Raw genomic sequence first — 18624 nt, forward strand, 5'->3', positions numbered from 1 at the left:
GCGGGATGTCTTCAAAAGAACTAAAGGCGCTTACGGCCCGCAGAAAAACCCACCGCACCCCTTGCGAACAAACTAGAAGGGAGCCAAATCCTACATCAAAAGTCACCATGAGCTTCCTCCGACCACCTTCAATTCAGATCTGCGCTGAATCCTCTCTGCATAAACACCACGTCATCCCTACGGGACTCAGGAGTCACAATGAGTTTCTCGATCTTACCGCTTCTGAATGAAACCTCGACTGTGGTTCTCTCAGGCGCATGCAACTTAAAATCCACATCCACATCAAATGGCCAGGCGGGTAGGAGGTAAATTGTGTCGCCGAAACACTGCATCAGCATTTCCTGAATTCCGATCATACTAGCCCCGAGCCAATTGTGGTCTGGTATCCAATCATACATGGGCCCCAGGAATGATGGGAACCGCATCAGCTTACGGCCATCGAAGATCTTTCGGACACTCAAATCCATTGCGTCGTCCGCGAAACCTGCACGCGCCGCGAAGATATTCTTCTGCTGCCAGCCGAAAATACGGTCCTTCGCGAGACTTGTGTCATGCAACCACGTTTCACGGGCTACAGCCATTTCTTCAGTGTCTGCGGGCGTGATTCTATCAAACGGATATAAAGGATAAAACTGAGGAACTTCTTTCTGCGGCTTTGACCGATATACACCTTCGCCCGGAGCGAGCATGGTACGCCCCTCGTGCTCTACGTAAAAAGGTGTTGGAGGCAAACGATCAAGAAACTCCCGGTAGTAAGCCCTATCCTCTTCCGAAATCGACGGGCTATCCAGTTCGATCAAGCTTTCCAAACAAGCTTCCAGTCCGGCAACAAGGTCCATCGGGTTTGCCATAGATCCGGTTTCAAGAGCCATAGCGGGGGAGATGTAGAGTTTTCCGCGGTCATCAAAAGGCTCTCCGGTCCGCATCATCTGACGCTTCTGGTAGTGTTGATCGAAGAAGATGACCGATGATTTAATAAACGGGATGTACTCCTCAATGCTGTTACCAGAATAGCGATGATACTCCATGATCATATACGCGTGCTCAAGAGGCGCCGTGAAGTGATACCCACAGGACGCGTTGTATTGCATGCCTTCTTCCGCAAATCCTTTTGTAAAACCTCTGATCCGAGGATCTCCGAAAGGAACTTCCTCTGGCCGGATTCGTTTCTGAGGAGAATGGTCATTTGGAGGCCAGCACCAAGCAAGGCCCATCACCAAACCACTTGTGCTGGTATTTTCGCTGTAGTAGGCCCCTTCGTGACCAAAATACTTTTCAACCCTGATTTCAGCGCCTCGGAGCCCGTGACGATATAAGTCAAACTGCGCGGGCATCGCATCAAAGTCTCCCATTTTCAACATCGGCCAATAAATCAAACGCTGATTCTGTGCGGTATGGTAGTCGCCCCCCCACTGACGCCAATCAGGATCAAACTGGTTCTTGAACGGATCGACGGTAAAGCTGCCGCCATTAAACTTCGTGGGAGAGCTTCCATAAAAGTTGCATCCAAACTGGTAGCGTCCCAACTGGTAAATCTGTCCAAGCTTCCAAAGAGGATTCTCATGATCTGTCGAGTCCGGCTCGATAACTACCCAGCTTCGATCCCAGAAACTACGCCACCACTCTCGATTCTCATCTGTGTTCCCAAGGCTGGCCTTCGTCTCCAAGCCAATCCTATCCATATTGCTCCTCCAAGACTCAAACTGTTCTTCCTGTGCCAAGTGAGTAGCGATCACGATATGATGGTTCTTTGCCTTTTCACTGCTTACGAGACTGAGATACTCATAGTCTCTGTTCAGGTATTCTCCCATCCCCCGGGTTCCACGGACCGCCGAAGTTCCAAACATCTTACCCCCAAAAGTAAGATTCTTCTTTCCGTCATAAATCTCATCCTTAAAGGCCATCATGTCTTGCTGCTCCAGCTCCACATAGTGTGCCTGCGTTTCCGCTGGATTCCGGTGGTAGAAGAGAACCGAGTCTCCATCAAAATCATACTGGTCTCTAAGCTTCCACACCTCCCCGGGATACGCCACTAGAGAGTAACTACCCCACCGGGAACTGTTTGACATCTTCGGATCTTTGGGAGGTTCCTCGAGGAGTTTATCTTCATACCTCCACGTCTCGAAACTGATTTTATAATCTACAGGCTCATCCGAATCGACTGTCAAATGTATTGAACTTGTAAAGACGTCTACCCATGTCCTTACCCTGATTTCGAATTCAGAGACTGCGGTTAAATACACAGAACCATCCTGCAAATGAAGCTTCTGCCTAAACCGCTGGGGATCCTCGAATGAATTTGGTGTGAAGTTCAGTCTGAACCGACCCAGCTTCACGTATTCACCCAACTCGTTAAACGAGCCCGACTTCTGCGCGTACAGAAATACTTCTCCGTCTTCCACCCATATATTGCAGCCAATATCACCTCCACCAAATGGCATGGAATCCATCGGTCCATTATCACTCGGAGTCGTCCATTCAACATCGTATTGGTCGGTCCAAAACGGACCCTCTCCAGCTAGAACGGAAACGTTTAAAAACAATGCAATCGCTAATCCAGCTCTCATCTTACATCCATAAAATTGTGTGGTAAATAAATACGCCTCCGAAACCCAGTTTTCGCTTTAGATCTATTTTTCGCATCCGAAATCTCATTCGATTCAACTGGGTAACGGAAACCATAAACACTCTGAAACTTGTCGGACAGGGTTCGTTCAATAAGGCGCTGCAGTTACCTCAACCCGACGTAAAAGTTCTCTCCGGATCTTTGGTGACCATTCAAAGAATGACTCTTCGTTTCGCTTCTCAATAGAAGGAGTATTTACGCCGTTGTCATTTATATCCTCTAATCCCACTCCCCAATCGCCAAGAAGGACCCAATGGGTTGCGGAATCGGAATCATCCACTGTCTTCTCCCTGTTTAGATACTTACCACTTACATACAGCCTACCCAACTCGCTAACTCTGAACTGTTTATAAAAATCCCATCCCCTTGGACTACCTCCTACGATTCCCGACTGCCCTACGGCCGCACACTCGTAAAATCGAACAAGACCATTTAGCGATGATTCTTTTACGTAGGCCGCGGCGGCCGCATCATTGAAGGCATTGTGAACATGATCTGGGTTCTCAAGTGATCCTACGTGATAAAAAGAACTAGTCCAATGCGAGATGATGCAGACCTTTTCGAGCAAATCCAACCGTCCTGCCTCCACACAATGGCGGATCAGTATAGCCGGTTCCGTTAACATTCCCCAACACAACACATAAATCGTCCCATCACTGCTCTCCAAAGCATCTACTAACAATTCAACGGATTCGTATCCCTTAAGATCAAGATATGCCTTCCCCGGGTCGTACGGTTCCGGTTTTCTCCAAATGAACGATTCCAAGAACCGAATTGAATCTTGGAATCCACCGATATTCTCGTTTAACGATGGCAGATCTTTCATGTACGCCTTTAGGAAAAGACCTTCAGCCCACGCCTGCATACTGATCTTTCTCTGATCGCAATTCGCGTTACGGTTACCTCCAACCACGATTCCAACGGTTTCGAAGTGGTTGGACATGAGGAGGTAATTTGCCATCGCCGAAATGTCATCTGGATCGGTGATGCGTTTTCCGGGAGCACGCTCCAGAGATTTATCCGCTGCGTCACTGTAGATCCACACTTTCGGTTTGGGAGCGTAATCCATTGCCGTTCCAGCAAAAGCAAAACCGACCATACCAAAAACTGACCAGGGGTTCATCGATAGAAGACGGCTTGAAGCTGCGGATGGGTTGGTTGCAAAAATCCGGTATCGACGACGCTCTCGCCATCAACATCGAATCTTAAACAGGGTTCGTGAAACCGTTTAGACTGACCCAGCGCTTTCTCGGGTTCGACCGATGAGTAAACTCCGATCTCCACATTGGTGGAGGAAGAAAGATAAAAACTGGAGTCCAAAACAGGCAGACTCGTGGACCGGACCGTAGGCAACGAATCTGACGAAGAATCGTTCCATAATAGTGGAACGGTGTGGGGCATAGTGTGGTTCAGAAGCATGGGTTTAACCTCGAAGCACTTCGGGGCGACTCTACCTCCAAAGAATACGTTGAGGGCAATTTCAGATCAACTATCCAGTTGACTAGCGCGCAAACAACTCTTCCGGAACGCTGAGAATTGCACCGATTCAGGCACAGGTCCATCAACTCGCCGCTGTAGCCAATATTACCACGAATTCGGCAGCAATTCCCGAGTGCTTTCCTCTTGGAGACCTAATTGCAACGCTTACTCTATTGCAATGATCGCGTTATCCACACCGAGCCAAAACTGTGGTCATGCTGAAGCTCTTAACGAGGCGTACGATATCGTCCAACAAATCAAAGCTGGGTGGCGACAATGAAACCTTCCATCCAGTAGCACTATCTTTTCCACTTGATCGAAAAGTAGTAGCACGGATCCGGCTAACTGGTAGGAGGGATTGCTGCTTCGCAGGTGCCTCACTGCGTTCGGGGAACGAACCTGCGGTTCTCATCCGGTATAGTTGAATTTCGCTTCGCGAGGGCCGCCTCTGGCGGAGAGGGAGGGATTCGAACCCTCGGTACCGTTTCCGGTACACATCCTTTCCAGGGATGCACAATCGGCCGCTCTGTCACCTCTCCTTGGCCGTCACCGATACGCTCCGAACTAGATCACCTAGACGCAACAAAAATCCACAACGCTGTATTCGGATTGGGGAAATGGCTATCCGGTCCCAGCTATCGCTCTAACGCAGTCCGCGCTCCCTAAAGCCCTTCGATACCTCAACATATTTTAGAGCCAATTCAGTAAGGGCTCTCCTTTCCTCAGCGGTGAGAGTCCTAGCCACTTTACCCGGAGCCCCGAGTACCATCGATCCAGACGGAACTTTCATGCCCTGTGTCACCAAGGCATTCGCCCCGATCACACAAAAATCTCCCACCTCAGCGCCGTCCAAAATAGTCGCCTGCATTCCAATCAGGCAATTGTTACCAATTGTGCAGGCATGAACGATTGCTCCGTGTCCAACGGATACGCGCGCACCAATAATAGCGCCATAGTCGTCTGAAAGGTGGACGATTGCCCCGTCCTGAATGTTCGTCTCATCACCAATCCGAATGAGATTGATGTCTCCTCGCACTACAACCGATGGAAAAACGCTGCAACGTTCCCCAAAAACGACGTCTCCATAAACTTTGGCAGTTTCGGATATCCAACAGCTTTTGGGAATAACCGGTGTCTTGTCCAAGTGTTTGGCCAGGCGGTTGGCCACACTTTCTGGGAGATCCATCGACCTAAGAGACCGGATGCCTACAAGAAGAACCGGTTTCCATCCCTTCTCTAGGATTCGAGACGTTCGCCGATCAAAGCACGGACTTTGTCCATGTCGGCACCAAACTTACGAATACCTTCACTCAGCTTCTCCGTTGCCATCGCGTCTTCATTGAGCATCCAGCGGAACGTCTCTTCATCGACTTCGATTTTCTCAATCGGCTCATTCAGTGCCGCTTCTTCCGAGAGCTTCTCTTCAACCGTTTCGTCCGACTCCTTAAGTGTCTCAAGAAGGTCCGGGGAGATCGTAAGCAAGTCGCATCCTGCAAGCTCCAGAATCTCTCCCGTGTTTCGGAAGCTCGCTCCCATCACTTCGGTTTTGTAACCGAACTTTTTATAATAGGTGTAGATTTCCTGAACACTCTTTACTCCAGGATCTTCCTCCGGGCTAAACTCCTTGCCTTCCTTGGCCTTATACCAATCGAGGATTCGACCAACAAAAGGGGAGATCAGTTGCGCTCCCGCTTCAGCCGCTGCAATCGCTTGCGCAAGAGAGAACAGCAACGTCATGTTGCAGTGGATACCTTCTTTTTGAAGGTGACGGGCTGCTTCAATCCCCTCCCAGGTCGAAGCGAGTTTGATGAGAATCCGGTCACGGCTGATTCCGTTACTTTCATAGAGACGGATCAACTCCTTCGCCTTTTCGATGCTCCCGGTAACATTGAAAGACAGACGTGCATCAACCTCTGTTGAGACACGGCCAGGAACAATCTTGAGAATCTCTCGGCCGAACCGAACCAATAAGTGATCAATCACCACTTCTACTTCGGGAGAACCACCTGTCTTTTCAGCTGCATCCGAAATCGCCTGCTCGACAACCGCATCGTACTCTGGCTTTCCAATCGCCTTGAGAATAAGGGAAGGGTTAGTCGTCGCATCCTGCGGAGCGTATTCCTGGATCGTTTGAAAGTCTCCGGTATCGGCGACGACGGTCGTGTATTGCTTGAGTTGGTCCAATGCGTTCATGCAGGAGAGAATGCAAGCTGATCGCCGAATGACAACAGTGGAGTAAGTCACCCAGGGACCGGCGCGAGATTTTCCCACCTCTGAACCAAAAACTCGGTTTGTGTTGCCGGACTTCCGAGCCCATCTCAGGTTTAGGCCGGTGCACGAAGACAAGACCCTTACCAAACTGACCTATCGCTACGACCTCATTCGAGGCGCTTTCGGCGGGATCGTTGAGGTCGGGGCTCTTTCTTTCGGCCTTCTGGCAGCCATCCGTTACTTCGAGGCTCCGGACACGGTAAAGGGAGTTTTGAGTGCCGGGATCGCCTTCGGGCTTTTCCTCGCACCGTTCGGTCAAAAAATTGCAGCATGGTCGACGCTCCCCGCAAGCAGAGCTGCTAGTCTATGTTTCCTTGGATCAGCGGCAGGCTATGCACTAGCTTCGCAGGTCGAAAGCCTTTGGCTTTTTACCGTCGCCTTTCTTGGTGCAAACGCCCTTCTGGCGCAGGTTCCGAGCCTCCTGGTTGCAGTCTACGCAAAAAACTACTCCCACCAGGATCGCGGGCGGCTGGTATCAAACACCTTTATCGTAGCGGCGGTAGTGGGCGCTTTGCTCAGCTTCTTAGGTAGCGAGTACCTGGACTTCCACCCGCGTGCTTTTGGAGTCCTCTTTCTCGTAATGGCGGGTGCCAGCCTGGTTAGCGGATTTGCCGTAGCTCGAATCCCGAGTGACCCTCTTCCGCTTCCGGAGCCCAAAAAGTGGGGCAGTTTTTCCCTCATTCGAGACGACCGTGTTTTTGCCAAAATGCTCCTCGCCTGGATGATTCTAGGCCTTGCGAACTTGGCGCTACTTCCACTCCGTGTCGAAGTCCTCGCCAATCCGATCTATGGCTTCGATCTTCGCAACAGCGAGGTGATCTTTATCACGGTCGTCGTCTTTGCTATCGCACGAATCCTCGGCCTGAAGGTGTTCGGCTACATTTTCGAGCGGATGAACTTTCTCATCTACCGCACCCTCATCAATCTATTCCTCTTCCTCGCAATCCTCCTCTATTTCAATTCCTCCAACCTGTGGATCATTGGTCTGGGGTCGGCTCTATTCGGATTGGCAATGGGAGGTGGCAACCTGGCGTGGAACCTTTGGGTGACTCGGATTGCCCCTGACGACAAGGTCACCGAATACATGAGTGTTCACATGAGCCTCACCGGAGTGCGCGGAATCGCTGCCCCGATAATCGGATACAGTTTGCTTCCGATCATCCCTTTGAGTGTGCTTAGCTGGATTAGTCTCGCTCTCCTTTCTTATTCAGGATGGCTCTTCTTGCAGCTGTGGCTTCGAGAACCGGTCCGCAATCAATTTAAAGGTCGTCATTACTAATGGTTATAAAGCTTTTCCACGCCTCGAATAGGACCGAGAAAGGTTGCCTCTTTTCCACAAAACTCCGAGAAAGCACCCCATGAGCAAAAAACCCATCCGAGTCGCCGTAACCGGTGCAGCCGGACAGATCGGCTACTCCCTTCTCTTCCGGATTGCTTCCGGTAGCATGTTTGGCCCCGACCAGCCGGTCGCCCTCAACCTCATCGAGATTGAGCCGGCGATGGGAGCCTTGGAAGGGGTCATGATGGAGCTGGATGATTGTGCGTTCCCGCTCCTGACCGACGTCAGAGGTTCGTCGGACCTCGACGAAGGATTTTCGGACGTAAACTGGGCACTTCTTGTCGGGAGTATTCCCCGGAAGGCCGGGATGGAGCGCGGCGATCTCCTCGGGATCAACGGTAAGATTTTTATCGGCCAGGGTCAGGCGATCGAAAAGAATGCCGCACCCGATGTGCGCGTTTTGGTGGTGGGAAACCCTTGCAACACCAATTGCCTGATCGCCATGAACCACGCAAAGGGGATCCCGTCTGACCGCTGGTTCGCGATGACCCGCCTCGACGAAAATCGCGCAATTACCCAATTGGCTGCCAAAGCAGGCGTCCACTCGACCGAAGTTTCCAACCTGACGATTTGGGGAAATCACTCAGCTACTCAGTATCCGGATTTCTACAACGCGAAGATTAACGGTAGGCCTGCTCCCGAGGTCATTGACGACGAAACCTGGCTTAAAGAAACCTTTATCCCAGTGGTCCAACAGCGTGGAGCCGCCATAATCAAAGCTCGTGGAGCCTCCTCTGCCGCCTCCGCAGCTAACGCGGTGGTCGATACCGTCCGTTCCCTTACCACTCCAACCGAGGTTGGCAACTGGCATAGTGTTGCCGTTTGCTCGACAGGCGAATACGGAAGTGAAAAGGGCCTGATCACCTCCTACCCGATCATCTCCGATGGTGAATCGTGGAGCATCGTTGCCGACGTTCCTGTGAACGAATTCAGCAAGGCCAAGATCGACGCATCCCTGGCTGAGCTCGTGAGCGAGCGAGAGTTGGTCAAGGACTTGCTCTAACCACCCGTGCACGGTTGGCAGGAAAATCGGTTCTACGGCGACTTTGATAGAGAGACGCTTCCCGGAGGTAAACGTCCACCCGAGGACCACCGCTCCCCTTTTGCGATCGATCGTGACCGTGTTGTTTTTTCCTACGCGTTCCGACGCCTTCAGTCGAAGACACAGGTTTTTCAGTCAGGAGAGTTCGACTTCTACCGGACCCGACTGACCCACTCGATGGAAGTGGCCCGAATCGGGCGCTCGATCTGTGAATACCTAACGGTAAACTCGCCGTCGTTGAAAGGGGATTTTTATCTCGATCCGGATCTAACGGAAGGCATCTGTTTAGCGCACGACCTAGGCCATCCTCCGTTTGGACATATTGGAGAGCGCAAGCTCAACGAGCTGATGGCAGACTTTGGCGGCTTTGAAGGGAATGGTCAGACCCTTCGAATTCTAACCCGCCTCATTTACGCCCGGGCGAGAGAGAATGAGGGAATGAACCCGACCCGTGCTTTTCTCGATGGCGTTCTCAAATACAAGAAGTTGCACCGAGAGTGGCACGAGGAAACGGGCGAGCATCCCACCAACCATTTCATCTACGACGATCAGGAGCCCATACGAGACTTCGCACTCGGTTCAGGATTGGTTCCAGGAGAATTGGATTCCCTCTCAGAGTTGAACGACATCCGCAGTATTGAATGCCAAATCATGGACTGGGCCGATGATGCTGCTTACTCCCTCAACGACATCGTGGACGGAATCGAGGCCCGTTACATTACTCAGACCAGTGTGGACCAATGGGCAGAAAACACGAACGATCTGTCAAAGGCTGACTTTACTCTCCTCGACGAGCTGAAGCGATCCATCCGGGAAGGATACTATGAGCGAAAGTTCAATTCCAAGGTGGGTGGATTTATCAACGCGACCCGTATCGTTGAATCCGACGGCCCTTTCTCAGATCGAACCAACCGGTACCGGTTCCGACTGGATGTTGATCCCGCTTCCAAGAGAGAGGCTTCCCTTTACAAGCGGATTGCCAATGACCTGATCTTTCAATCCACCACGATTCAACAGATCGAATTCAAAGGGAGCCGACTCCTGGAAACTCTTTTTGAGGTAATCGAGAAAAACTATTCCCGCACTCGGGATACACGCTGCCTTAAACTCGTTCCCGAGAAAGAACACCGCCTCTTTTTGGAGGCGGGCGAACCGCAAGAACAAATGCGGGTCATCAGCGACTTCCTGTCTGGTCTTACAGACGGGCAGGCCGTTCGCTACTACAAGAAATGGTTCGATCCCGATTCTGCTTCGATCCTGGATCTACACTAGAGCAACAATTTCTCAAGGGACTCATAATCGATCTGAATACGGCTCGACCGTGGATCTTCGAGGCAATGGAAGTGGATGGTGACACCGAACTCCCTCTACGCTCTCGGGTGCGCTTGCTTGTAGACTTCCTGCAATCGCCCAATGCTCGTGTGTGTGTAGATCTGAGTCGTCGATAGGCTCGAGTGTCCTAAAAGCTCCTGCACCGTGCGGATGTCAGCACCGCCATCGAGAAGGTGGGTAGCGAAAGAATGGCGCAATTTGTGGGGGGAAAGATCTGATGGCAAACCAGCCAAAGTTAGGTAGCGCTTCATCCTCATCTGCACCCATCGGACAGAGACTCCCTTTCCCGAAGGATGAACCAGCAAAGGACCCTTCATTGCTTCACTCCTCCCACTCAAATGCAGGTGCTGGCGAAGGCATTGACCCGCGATTTTCCCAATGGGCACCATGCGTTCCTTTCTGCCCTTTCCCAAGACTCGAAGAACCCCCCGACCCAGATCCAGCTTTGCGAGGTCCGCCGATACCAGCTCACTCACCCGCAATCCAGCTCCGTAGAGGAGTTCGAGCGTGGCTCGGTCTCTCCAGCTTTCGAAAGCATCGACTTCTCCGCTAGCCAAGAGATGGGTAGGGCCCTCAAGAAACGATCGGATTTGATTTTCGGTCAGGAACTTCGGAAGGGTTTTGTCCAGCTTGGGAAGGGACAGGGAGGCAAACGGATTGAACTGCACCAGGCCGTGCTCCCGGTGGTATCGGTAAAACGCCCGGATTCCCGCGATTCGATTGTGAAGAGTCCGACGAGAGTAAGAGCGTTGAAGTTCAATCGCGTAACTACGGGCGGTTTTGGAATCGACATCCCGCCAGGAACCACCCGAGAGCCATTCGAGAAAAGCACGTGTAGCATGGCCGTAGTTACGCACGGTGGCAGGTGACATTCGCCGCTCCCCTTCTAAGTGACTGAGAAAGGAGACGAGGTCTGAATCCCCATCGCTTCGCGCGCCTTTTTGCTCTTGAGATTCGCCAACCATCAGTCGTCCCTACTATTGCCAACGAATGCGTGCCGGTCGAGGGGCAATCGTTCGCTTATGAAAAAGCCGTCGGAGGATTGAAAACGGCAGCCTCCATCGATGAAAATCAATCCGGCCTTGCCGATTTGATTTCGCCGACCAATAATTTTGTCCAGATATGTCTATAGACCAAAAGACACGCCCCCACTCGTCCATTGTCGTCGACGGTAACGACCGTGCGCCCGCTCGGTCGATGTTACGTGCAGTTGGTTTTGAGGACGAGGATTTCAAGAAGCCTCAAGTAGCTGTTGTCGGCTCACCAAGTACTTTGACCCCGTGCAATGTTCATCTTGGCGAACTGGCAGAGCATGCGACCTCGGGAATCTCCGAAGCTGGAGGGAAAGCGGTTAACTTCAGTACCATCACCGTCTCCGACGGTATCAGTATGGGGACGAAAGGCATGCGATACAGCCTCGTCTCCCGAGACGTTATCGCCGATTCGATCGAGACAACTGTGGCAGCCGAAGGCTTCGACGGCCTAGTCGCGATAGGTGGATGCGACAAGAACATGCCGGGTTGTATGATTGCAATCGCACGCCTAAACCGGCCGGCGATCTTTGTCTATGGTGGCACTATTCTGCCGGGGTTTTTTCCAGACGATCCGGGTGAGGAAACCCCGATGGACATTGTTTCGGTTTTTGAGGCGGTTGGAAAACACGCGAAAGGCGAGCTGGATGACGAAGGCCTTCGCCGCGTTGAGAAGTGCGCGATCCCGGGTCCGGGTTCTTGTGGGGGGATGTATACAGCCAACACTATGGCAAGCGCGATCGAGGCTTTGGGCATGAGTTTGCCGGGTAGTAGCGCGCAGGTCGCAATCGGAGAGGAAAAGCGAGTCGATTGCCAGAAATCGGGTGAAGCGGTGGTCAACCTTCTCAAAATGGGGCTGAAGCCCCGGGACATCATGACGCGCAAGGCTTTCGAAAACGCGATCACGACTTGTCTGGCACTTGGGGGATCGACCAACTTGATTCTCCATCTCCTTGCAATTGCTCACAGCGCAGAGGTCAAATTGACGATCAATGACTTTGCCGAGATTGGGGAACGCGTTCCGTTGCTCGCTGACCTCAAGCCTTTTGGCAAATACAACATGAACCACCTGATCCGAGTTGGGGGCATTCGTCCCATGATGAAGCTCCTTCTCGATCGAGGGCTCCTCTACGGGGATTGCCTGACCTGCACTGGGGAAACCATTCGAGAGTCTCTCGCTGGTGTAGAACCGTATCCATCCTACCCAGACGAACAGGACATCATTCGCCCATGGGATCAGCCGATCAAAGAAAGCACCCACCTCCGGATTCTACGGGGGAATCTAGCTCCGGGCGCAGCCGTGGGCAAGATAACGGGAAAAGAAGGTCTCTACTTCAAGGGAACGGCAAGGGTTTATGAAGGCGAGGAAGACGCTCTTGCAGGTATCCTTCGCGGAGACGTAAAGAAAGGCGATGTTGTCGTCATCCGCAACGAAGGCCCGGTAGGAGGACCCGGAATGCGCGAGATGCTTTCACCAACCAGCGCAGTTGCGGGTAGAGGACTGATCCAGGACGTTGCCCTGATCACTGATGGACGATTCTCGGGCGGAAGCCACGGTTTTGATGTGGGACACATCACGCCGGAGGCCGCCTGTGGCGGTCCGATCGGTATCGTTCGAGAGGGGGATATTATAGAAATCGATGCGGTGAAGAACACGATGAACCTTCTGATTGACGAAGAAGAATACGACCGGCGAATGGCCGATTACGTTCCGCCCTCTCCCAAAGAGACTCGAGGCGTCCTCGCCAAATACGCAGCTCTCGTGGCAACCGCTTCGGAGGGGGCCGTCACGGACCTCAATCTTTCGCGAAGGGATCGTTAACTTGGATTCTTGGGCGTAATTGTTTCGACTCTGGACTGTGACCACTGGATGTTCGACGCCCACTGCTCACACCGAACTTAAAATTCTTGATCTAAAACTCATGAACTGGAACCGACTCAACCAATACTACCTACACCTTCCTTCGCTTGACTTCTCGCTCGATATCAGCCGGATCTCTTTTCCCGAGGCCTTTCTCGAGGACCACGAGGACGCCGCGCAAAAGGCATTTGCGGAAATGAAAGAGCTCGAAGGCGGTGCAATTGCCAACCCTGACGAGAATCGGCAAGTTGGGCATTATTGGTTGAGAAAAGCGGATCTCGCCCCGGATGAAGAGACCAGTCAGTCCATTCGAGAAACACTCGCGCGAATTCATTCATTTGCGGACGCTGTGCATGGCGGTAAAATCGTCGGAGCGGGAGGACCCTTTGAAAACCTGCTCGTCATCGGCATTGGCGGGTCCGCCCTCGGGCCCCAGTTCGTTGCGGCAGCCCTTGGAAATGGAAAGGAGGACAAACTCAAACCCTACTTCTTCGACAACACAGATCCGGACGGAATCGACAACACCCTTGCTTCGCTGGAAGGAAAATTGGACCGAACGCTCGCTATCGTTATTTCAAAGTCCGGGGGAACACCTGAAACCCGCAACGGGATGCTCGAAGCGGAGAACGCATGGAAGAATGCTGGATTGGACTTCTCGCAACACGCGGTCGCCGTCACCGGCGAAGGAAGTAAACTGGACGGTCATGCTGAAGGAGCTGGCTGGCTAAGTCGCTTTCCTATGTGGGATTGGGTTGGCGGAAGAACCAGCGAAACTGGACCCGTGGGCCTTCTGCCGGCCGTTTTGCAAGGTATCGATATTGATGGACTTCTTTCGGGAGCCGCGCAAATGGACGAAGCGACCCGCACCCAGGACACTATGCAGAATCCAGCAGCACTTTTGGCTCTCATGTGGCTCCACGAGACCAACGGAAAGGGCGAAAAAGATATGGTCGTTCTTCCCTACAAAGATCGGCTGAGCCTCTTCTCCAAGTATCTCCAGCAACTGGTGATGGAATCTCTAGGAAAAGAAAAGGATCTCGAGGGGAACACCGTTCACCAAGGAATTGCCGTATATGGCAACAAGGGGTCGACTGACCAGCATGCGTATGTCCAGCAGCTCCGTGATGGCGTCCCGAATTTTTTTGCGGTTTTTATCCAGGTATTGAAGGCAAGAGAGTCTGAGTCCATCACGGTTGATGACGGAGCTACTGCTGGCGATTTTCTTCACGGCTTTTATCTCGGAACCCGAGAGGCTCTGTCGGAAAACGGACGTGGTTCCGTCTCAATCAGCATCGGAGAGGTTACTCCTGCGAGTGTCGGAATGTTGATCGCTCTCTTTGAACGGGCGGTAGGCTTTTACGCATCATTCGTTGGGATCAATGCCTACCATCAACCGGGAGTGGAAGCAGGAAAGAAAGCGGCCGCCTCTGTTTTAAATGTCCAACGAAAGGTAGTAGAAATTCTTCAAGCCGATCAAAACAGTTGGAAGACCGTAGAGGAAATCGCTTCCACCGCGGGTCTTTCGGGACAGGAAGAGTGGGTATTCAAGGTTCTTGAGCAACTCGCAGTAAATCGTCCGGAGTTTGAGATGGAGTCAAAGACCACCAGACCCGACAACCGTAAATTCAGGGCCGTAGTGTGAATGATAGGCCGGTAGACTCCGGTGGTTTCACACCTTATTTCCTTGAATGGAGCTCCACAATATTTGGCCTCGGTCGCCCCTTTCCTCAAAAAGCTCCGCGCTGCCCGAATGAAGCGGCTCGTCATTAAAGCGAACTCTACCCGCTCTGCTTCATTGACACCTACCCCTAAAACCGATTCTATAAAAGGTTTAGCACCTCATATCCCTATCCTATGAAAATACTCTCCCTTATTCTGCGAATTGTCACTCTGGCAGTCATTGTTGCTCTTGGTGTGCTCTGGTTTTTAAATAAAGACGAAATTAGCGCAATCAGCGCCGCTTATGAAGACGCTGGTCAGCAGCTCAACATTCCTGACGAACCACTCTCACGGGTGATTACCAAGGGAGTCAATGACCTCAATCAGACCAAGGGGGAGTTGAGGGATTCCCAGGGAAAGATAGCGAGCCTTACTCAACAGCTCGACAAGTCCACAGAGGAATTATCGCAGATTGAGGACCAGCTCAGGTCCACAAACCAAATGCTCCGCAACACCCAGCGGGATCTTGACGACACCCAGACCGAACTCACTGGTTCGAAGCAGACTTCCGACAGGCAGTTGCAAGAGCTGGATACAGTGAGAGGCGATTTGATCCGCGTTAACCGGGAAAAATTCGAGCTGAGCCAGCGGATTGAGTCTGTCGAAGAAGAAAAGAGAGGTCTCGCCAGAAGAGTCGAACAGCTGGAGGATTCCGCTGTTGGCTCATCCGTTTCAGCTGCTTCAGCTGGTGGAAACGCTGACGAAACAGTGGACCAAATCGCTCGCTTACAACGGCAACTTGAAGCGGCACGGGAGGAAATTACCCGACTTTCGGACAACCCATTGAACCGCGTCCTTTCCGCCTCCGCAGGAACAGACGAATCTCTTTCGCCCAACCAAGTGAGAGTTAAGTCCCTCGACCTCAATAAGGGTTTGGTCGTACTGAGCCCTAGCTCAAGTGACGAGTTTATTGGTGTTTCAAACGTGGTGGTCAATCGTGACGGTGCCCCAGTAGCAAACCTTCGCCTCCGAGGAGTCTATCCTGACTACGTGGTTGCTGAAATCCTACCGGATTCCGCGTTTGCCAATGCACTCAGAACCGGGTTGGTTTATACATTTCAGAAGTAATTGTGCTCAAAACGATCGCCTGTTCAGTTTTCTTAGCTTTTGCCTTCCTTCTTTTTTCCGGCTGTGCTGCGAAACATGAGGATGAGTCGACCATTCCGTGGTCACGTCCTGCGAACTGGGAAGGTGGTATTCCTGGAATGGCTCCTGGATTAGGTGGCGGTTTTTAGGTTCTGACGGAATACTGATCCGATCTGGGGTAAGTTGTTCTAGTCACGCACCCTGGAATACGCTTTCGTATTTGCGAAATGAGTAGTGTGGCTGAGCGAGGTGTCCTTTATGTTGTAGCCACGCCGATCGGTAACCTGGATGATTTGAGTCAACGGGCGAGGGATATTCTTTCTTCCGTCGGTTCAATTGCTTGCGAAGATACCCGAGTGACTGGAAACCTCCTCGCGAAACTTGGGATACCGAAACCTCGACTCGTCTCTTATCGCGACGAAAACGAAAAAACCGTTTCAGAAAAATTACTATCGTCCATAGAGGAAGGTACTTCGCTCGCCCTCGTCTCGGACGCAGGAACGCCGACAATCAGTGATCCAGGGTTTCGTCTAGTCCGTGCCTGCCGGGTCGTGGGAATTCCAGTACGGTCCATTCCAGGACCTTCCGCTGCGGTGGCTGCGCTAGCGGTCAGCGGACTACCCTCCGACCGATTCTTCTTCGTTGGATTTTTGCCTCCGAAGTCTGCCGCTCGGAGACAATTTTTTACATCCTACGCCGATTTTTCGCACACACTGATTTTCTACGAATCAGTTCACCGCATTGAGAAGTTTCTCAGTGAACTTATTGAAGTTCTCGGCGAAGACCGCACGATTTCAGTAGCTCGGGAGCTTACAAAAAAATATGAAAGCAGCTTCTCAGGAAAGGCCACCGTTGTGAAAGATCAGGTTTTGTCCCAATCCCGAAAAGGAGAATACGTGGTCATCGTAGCCACAAAGGGATTCGATTTATGAGCGAAACATCACGGTCTCAATGTGCCGCAGTATTGGATGTTGGGAGCAATACAATCAAAATTCTGCTCGGAGAATTATTGCCAAATGGCATCCATATTCTGTTTGAACAAACAGTAGAATGCCGAATTAGCGCAGGTATGTATGGTCTCAACCGTTGCTTATCTTCGGACGCGATTACAGGCGCAGTCGAAGCTATTGAACATCTCCTCGAATCGGCAGCGCCCTACCTTCCCGATTCCATCGAAATTCTTGCCACCAGTGCAGTTCGCGATGCAGACAATCGACAGGACTTCTTGGATCTCGTCTTTCAACGGACTGGGCGATCCGTTACTGTATTGTCTGGAGAGGAGGAAGCTCTTGGAATTGCGAACGGCATCGCTCAAGAACCAGCTCTTTCCGTTGACACTCCCCTTACGGTAACTGATTTGGGAGGTGGAAGCCTAGAGTGGATCCTGAAAACCGGAGGTCTCGTCAACGAAGTATTCAGTTTTGAGCTCGGTGCTGTAAAGTTAATGAGTCTTTTCGTGAAAGACTCATCGGCACCGCTGGACAACGAGACCAAAGCCTCTATTCGCAGCCACTGCGGAGCATTGTTCGAGGAAAAAATCACGAAAGACAAAATACCGCTTGAAGCCACCCATTGGGGCACTGGCGGTGCTTTCACCATTTCGAGACTTTTGCTCGCGACGGAAAATTGCGTCACCATGGCGAACCAGTCTTCGGAACTTGCTCTGCCTGATCTAAGACGAATCGAGGAGATCCTTTCAAAACTGAGTCTCTCCGATAGAGAAAAATATCCCGGACTGCCTAGAACACGCGCCGACATTCTCCCAGTTGCTCTCAACGTGATTCTGGCCCTTGGCGAAGTTCTGGAGGCTTCGTCTTTTCACCACTCCTTCTACAATTTAAGAATGGGACGACTCGCAAATCTACTGTCTAAAAGTGCTCTAAAAACGAAAACCTACTGAAGTCGAAAGGCGCGCGTCTCGCTGTTCCATCTCCTCGCCAACAGTATCATCGTAGTGGACTTCGTAAGATAATTTGAAGCTCAGCCGATCGGAGAACAGTGTCTCCAAGTCCAAGTTCAGAACCGCCGAAAGATTGTCGGTATCCGTGCGTTCGAGCGTAGTGTTGAAATTCTGGTTCAAGACAAGACCATCGCTCACCTGCCACGAGAAGTTTTGATTCAGATTCCCCATCCACTTCAGCCGATTCTCAATCGACTCATCTGCGGCATAATCGCCTACCACACCCGGAACGATGTCGAAGGTAACCGTCTGCCTATCTAGAATTCTTAGTCCATACCCCACGACCTGACGGTAACCCCGTGAAAAATGCCCGAAGCCTGTTTCATCAATAATCGACTGGCTTTCAAGGAAACCATAGTTGAATAGACGGTTCCGGTAACTTACCCCAAGGGTGTGATCTGCAGCGGAGGAAGAAGGAGCCTCGGAGGAGCTAGGGAAAGCAGTATGATCAATAGTGACCTCCGGTGCAGTGGTATCTCCCCATTGGTTGAAATAGAAAAGACTATCCCCCGAGGGAGAATAGATCCATTTTGAGTCAGAAGGCGGTTCCTCGGCTAGTTGCGCCGCCTCAGCACTTGGCGACATCAGCACCTCGGTGCTTCCCATGAGCACCCCTCCATGGCCAAATAGGCTAAGAGCCAAAACGAAAAGCACTGGACGCAAATCCCCCACGTTAGTGACCAAAACTGATTCTACTCTTCAGTTCAAGAAGTAAAGAGGAAGTAATCCCTTTGAAGCTAATGCCATTGCATAATTAGAGAGCCCATTTGGGAGCTTACATTTTTTCGTAAAAAAGGCTGTACCTTCGTTCAGTGTTGTGCTGCAAGATTGGGATGCACGACACGGATCTATCCTATATCGACATAAGAGGAATCATC

General features: G+C 51.6%; 14 protein-coding genes and 1 tRNA gene. 8 read left to right on the plus strand and 7 right to left on the minus strand.

Going from position 1 to position 18624, the window contains the following annotated elements:
- Positions 1–128 precede the first annotated feature (128 nt).
- The 5 genes from AAGJ81_06960 to tal all read right to left on the minus strand — a co-directional run bounded on the left by AAGJ81_06960 (position 129) and on the right by tal (position 6298).
- Positions 129–2567, minus strand: coding sequence for a DUF5703 domain-containing protein (locus tag AAGJ81_06960; protein ID MEM0965870.1), 2439 nt, complete (start codon positions 2565–2567; stop codon positions 129–131).
- Positions 2568–2714: 147 nt separating this feature from the next.
- The gene (locus AAGJ81_06965) at positions 2715–3749 is read right to left on the minus strand and encodes a nucleoside hydrolase-like domain-containing protein (protein ID MEM0965871.1); all 1035 of its coding nucleotides are present in this window, start codon (positions 3747–3749) and stop codon (positions 2715–2717) included.
- An 805-nt stretch (positions 3750–4554) separates the two neighbouring features.
- Positions 4555–4644 (minus strand) — tRNA-Ser (locus AAGJ81_06970).
- 104 nt (positions 4645–4748) lie between these two features.
- The gene (locus AAGJ81_06975) at positions 4749–5291 is read right to left on the minus strand and encodes a gamma carbonic anhydrase family protein (protein ID MEM0965872.1); all 543 of its coding nucleotides are present in this window, start codon (positions 5289–5291) and stop codon (positions 4749–4751) included.
- Between the two features lie 50 nt (positions 5292–5341).
- On the minus strand, positions 5342–6298 hold the full coding sequence (tal, locus tag AAGJ81_06980; protein MEM0965873.1) for a transaldolase: 957 nt from the start codon (positions 6296–6298) through the stop codon (positions 5342–5344).
- A 139-nt stretch (positions 6299–6437) separates the two neighbouring features.
- Here tal and AAGJ81_06985 point away from each other — a divergent pair, with 139 nt between their 5' ends.
- From AAGJ81_06985 to dgt, 3 genes are all read left to right on the plus strand, one after another.
- The gene (locus AAGJ81_06985; GenBank protein ID MEM0965874.1) at positions 6438–7655 is read left to right on the plus strand and encodes an MFS transporter; all 1218 of its coding nucleotides are present in this window, start codon (positions 6438–6440) and stop codon (positions 7653–7655) included.
- A gap of 79 nt (positions 7656–7734) precedes the next feature.
- Complete coding sequence (locus AAGJ81_06990) at positions 7735–8718, plus strand: malate dehydrogenase (protein MEM0965875.1); 984 nt, start codon at positions 7735–7737, stop codon at positions 8716–8718.
- Positions 8719–8724: 6 nt separating this feature from the next.
- Positions 8725–10029, plus strand: a complete 1305-nt coding sequence (gene dgt, locus AAGJ81_06995; protein ID MEM0965876.1) for a dGTP triphosphohydrolase — start codon at positions 8725–8727, stop codon at positions 10027–10029.
- Between the two features lie 95 nt (positions 10030–10124).
- Here dgt and AAGJ81_07000 read toward each other — a convergent pair whose 3' ends face one another.
- Positions 10125–11054: a tyrosine recombinase XerC gene (locus tag AAGJ81_07000; protein MEM0965877.1), complete on the minus strand. Its 930-nt coding sequence runs from the start codon at positions 11052–11054 to the stop codon at positions 10125–10127.
- Positions 11055–11211: 157 nt separating this feature from the next.
- Here AAGJ81_07000 and ilvD point away from each other — a divergent pair, with 157 nt between their 5' ends.
- From ilvD to AAGJ81_07025, 5 genes are all read left to right on the plus strand, one after another.
- Positions 11212–12942, plus strand: coding sequence for a dihydroxy-acid dehydratase (ilvD, locus tag AAGJ81_07005; protein ID MEM0965878.1), 1731 nt, complete (start codon positions 11212–11214; stop codon positions 12940–12942).
- A gap of 100 nt (positions 12943–13042) precedes the next feature.
- On the plus strand, positions 13043–14623 hold the full coding sequence (locus AAGJ81_07010; protein MEM0965879.1) for a glucose-6-phosphate isomerase: 1581 nt from the start codon (positions 13043–13045) through the stop codon (positions 14621–14623).
- A gap of 212 nt (positions 14624–14835) precedes the next feature.
- A complete protein-coding gene (locus tag AAGJ81_07015; protein MEM0965880.1) occupies positions 14836–15768 on the plus strand; it encodes a hypothetical protein in 933 nt (310 codons plus the stop codon).
- Between the two features lie 245 nt (positions 15769–16013).
- The gene (rsmI, locus tag AAGJ81_07020) at positions 16014–16718 is read left to right on the plus strand and encodes a 16S rRNA (cytidine(1402)-2'-O)-methyltransferase (GenBank protein MEM0965881.1); all 705 of its coding nucleotides are present in this window, start codon (positions 16014–16016) and stop codon (positions 16716–16718) included.
- Positions 16715–17686 (plus strand): hypothetical protein, encoded by a 972-nt coding sequence (locus AAGJ81_07025; GenBank protein ID MEM0965882.1) that lies wholly within the window; start codon positions 16715–16717, stop codon positions 17684–17686. The genes rsmI and AAGJ81_07025 overlap by 4 nt, the downstream gene beginning before the upstream one ends.
- Here the strand turns inward: AAGJ81_07025 and AAGJ81_07030 are convergent.
- Positions 17666–18418: a DUF481 domain-containing protein gene (locus tag AAGJ81_07030; protein ID MEM0965883.1), complete on the minus strand. Its 753-nt coding sequence runs from the start codon at positions 18416–18418 to the stop codon at positions 17666–17668. The genes AAGJ81_07025 and AAGJ81_07030 overlap by 21 nt on opposite strands.
- Between the last annotated feature and the right edge of the window lie 206 nt (positions 18419–18624).

The organism is Verrucomicrobiota bacterium, assembly GCA_038744685.1.
Classification (GTDB): Bacteria; Verrucomicrobiota; Verrucomicrobiia; order Opitutales; family Puniceicoccaceae; genus Puniceicoccus.

Bases quoted from the DNA above. Each gene is read 5' to 3' on its own strand.
- AAGJ81_06960 (MEM0965870.1), bottom strand. From the start codon at position 2,567: ATGAGAGCTGGATTAGCGATTGCATTGTTTTTAAACGTTTCCGTTCTA.
- AAGJ81_06965 (MEM0965871.1), bottom strand. From the start codon at position 3,749: ATGAACCCCTGGTCAGTTTTTGGTATGGTCGGTTTTGCTTTTGCTGGA.
- AAGJ81_06975 (MEM0965872.1), bottom strand. From the start codon at position 5,291: ATGGATCTCCCAGAAAGTGTGGCCAACCGCCTGGCCAAACACTTGGAC.
- tal (MEM0965873.1), bottom strand. From the start codon at position 6,298: ATGAACGCATTGGACCAACTCAAGCAATACACGACCGTCGTCGCCGAT.
- AAGJ81_06990 (MEM0965875.1), top strand. From the start codon at position 7,735: ATGAGCAAAAAACCCATCCGAGTCGCCGTAACCGGTGCAGCCGGACAG.
- AAGJ81_07000 (MEM0965877.1), bottom strand. From the start codon at position 11,054: ATGGTTGGCGAATCTCAAGAGCAAAAAGGCGCGCGAAGCGATGGGGAT.
- ilvD (MEM0965878.1), top strand. From the start codon at position 11,212: ATGTCTATAGACCAAAAGACACGCCCCCACTCGTCCATTGTCGTCGAC.
- AAGJ81_07010 (MEM0965879.1), top strand. From the start codon at position 13,043: ATGAACTGGAACCGACTCAACCAATACTACCTACACCTTCCTTCGCTT.
- AAGJ81_07015 (MEM0965880.1), top strand. From the start codon at position 14,836: ATGAAAATACTCTCCCTTATTCTGCGAATTGTCACTCTGGCAGTCATT.
- rsmI (MEM0965881.1), top strand. From the start codon at position 16,014: ATGAGTAGTGTGGCTGAGCGAGGTGTCCTTTATGTTGTAGCCACGCCG.
- AAGJ81_07025 (MEM0965882.1), top strand. From the start codon at position 16,715: ATGAGCGAAACATCACGGTCTCAATGTGCCGCAGTATTGGATGTTGGG.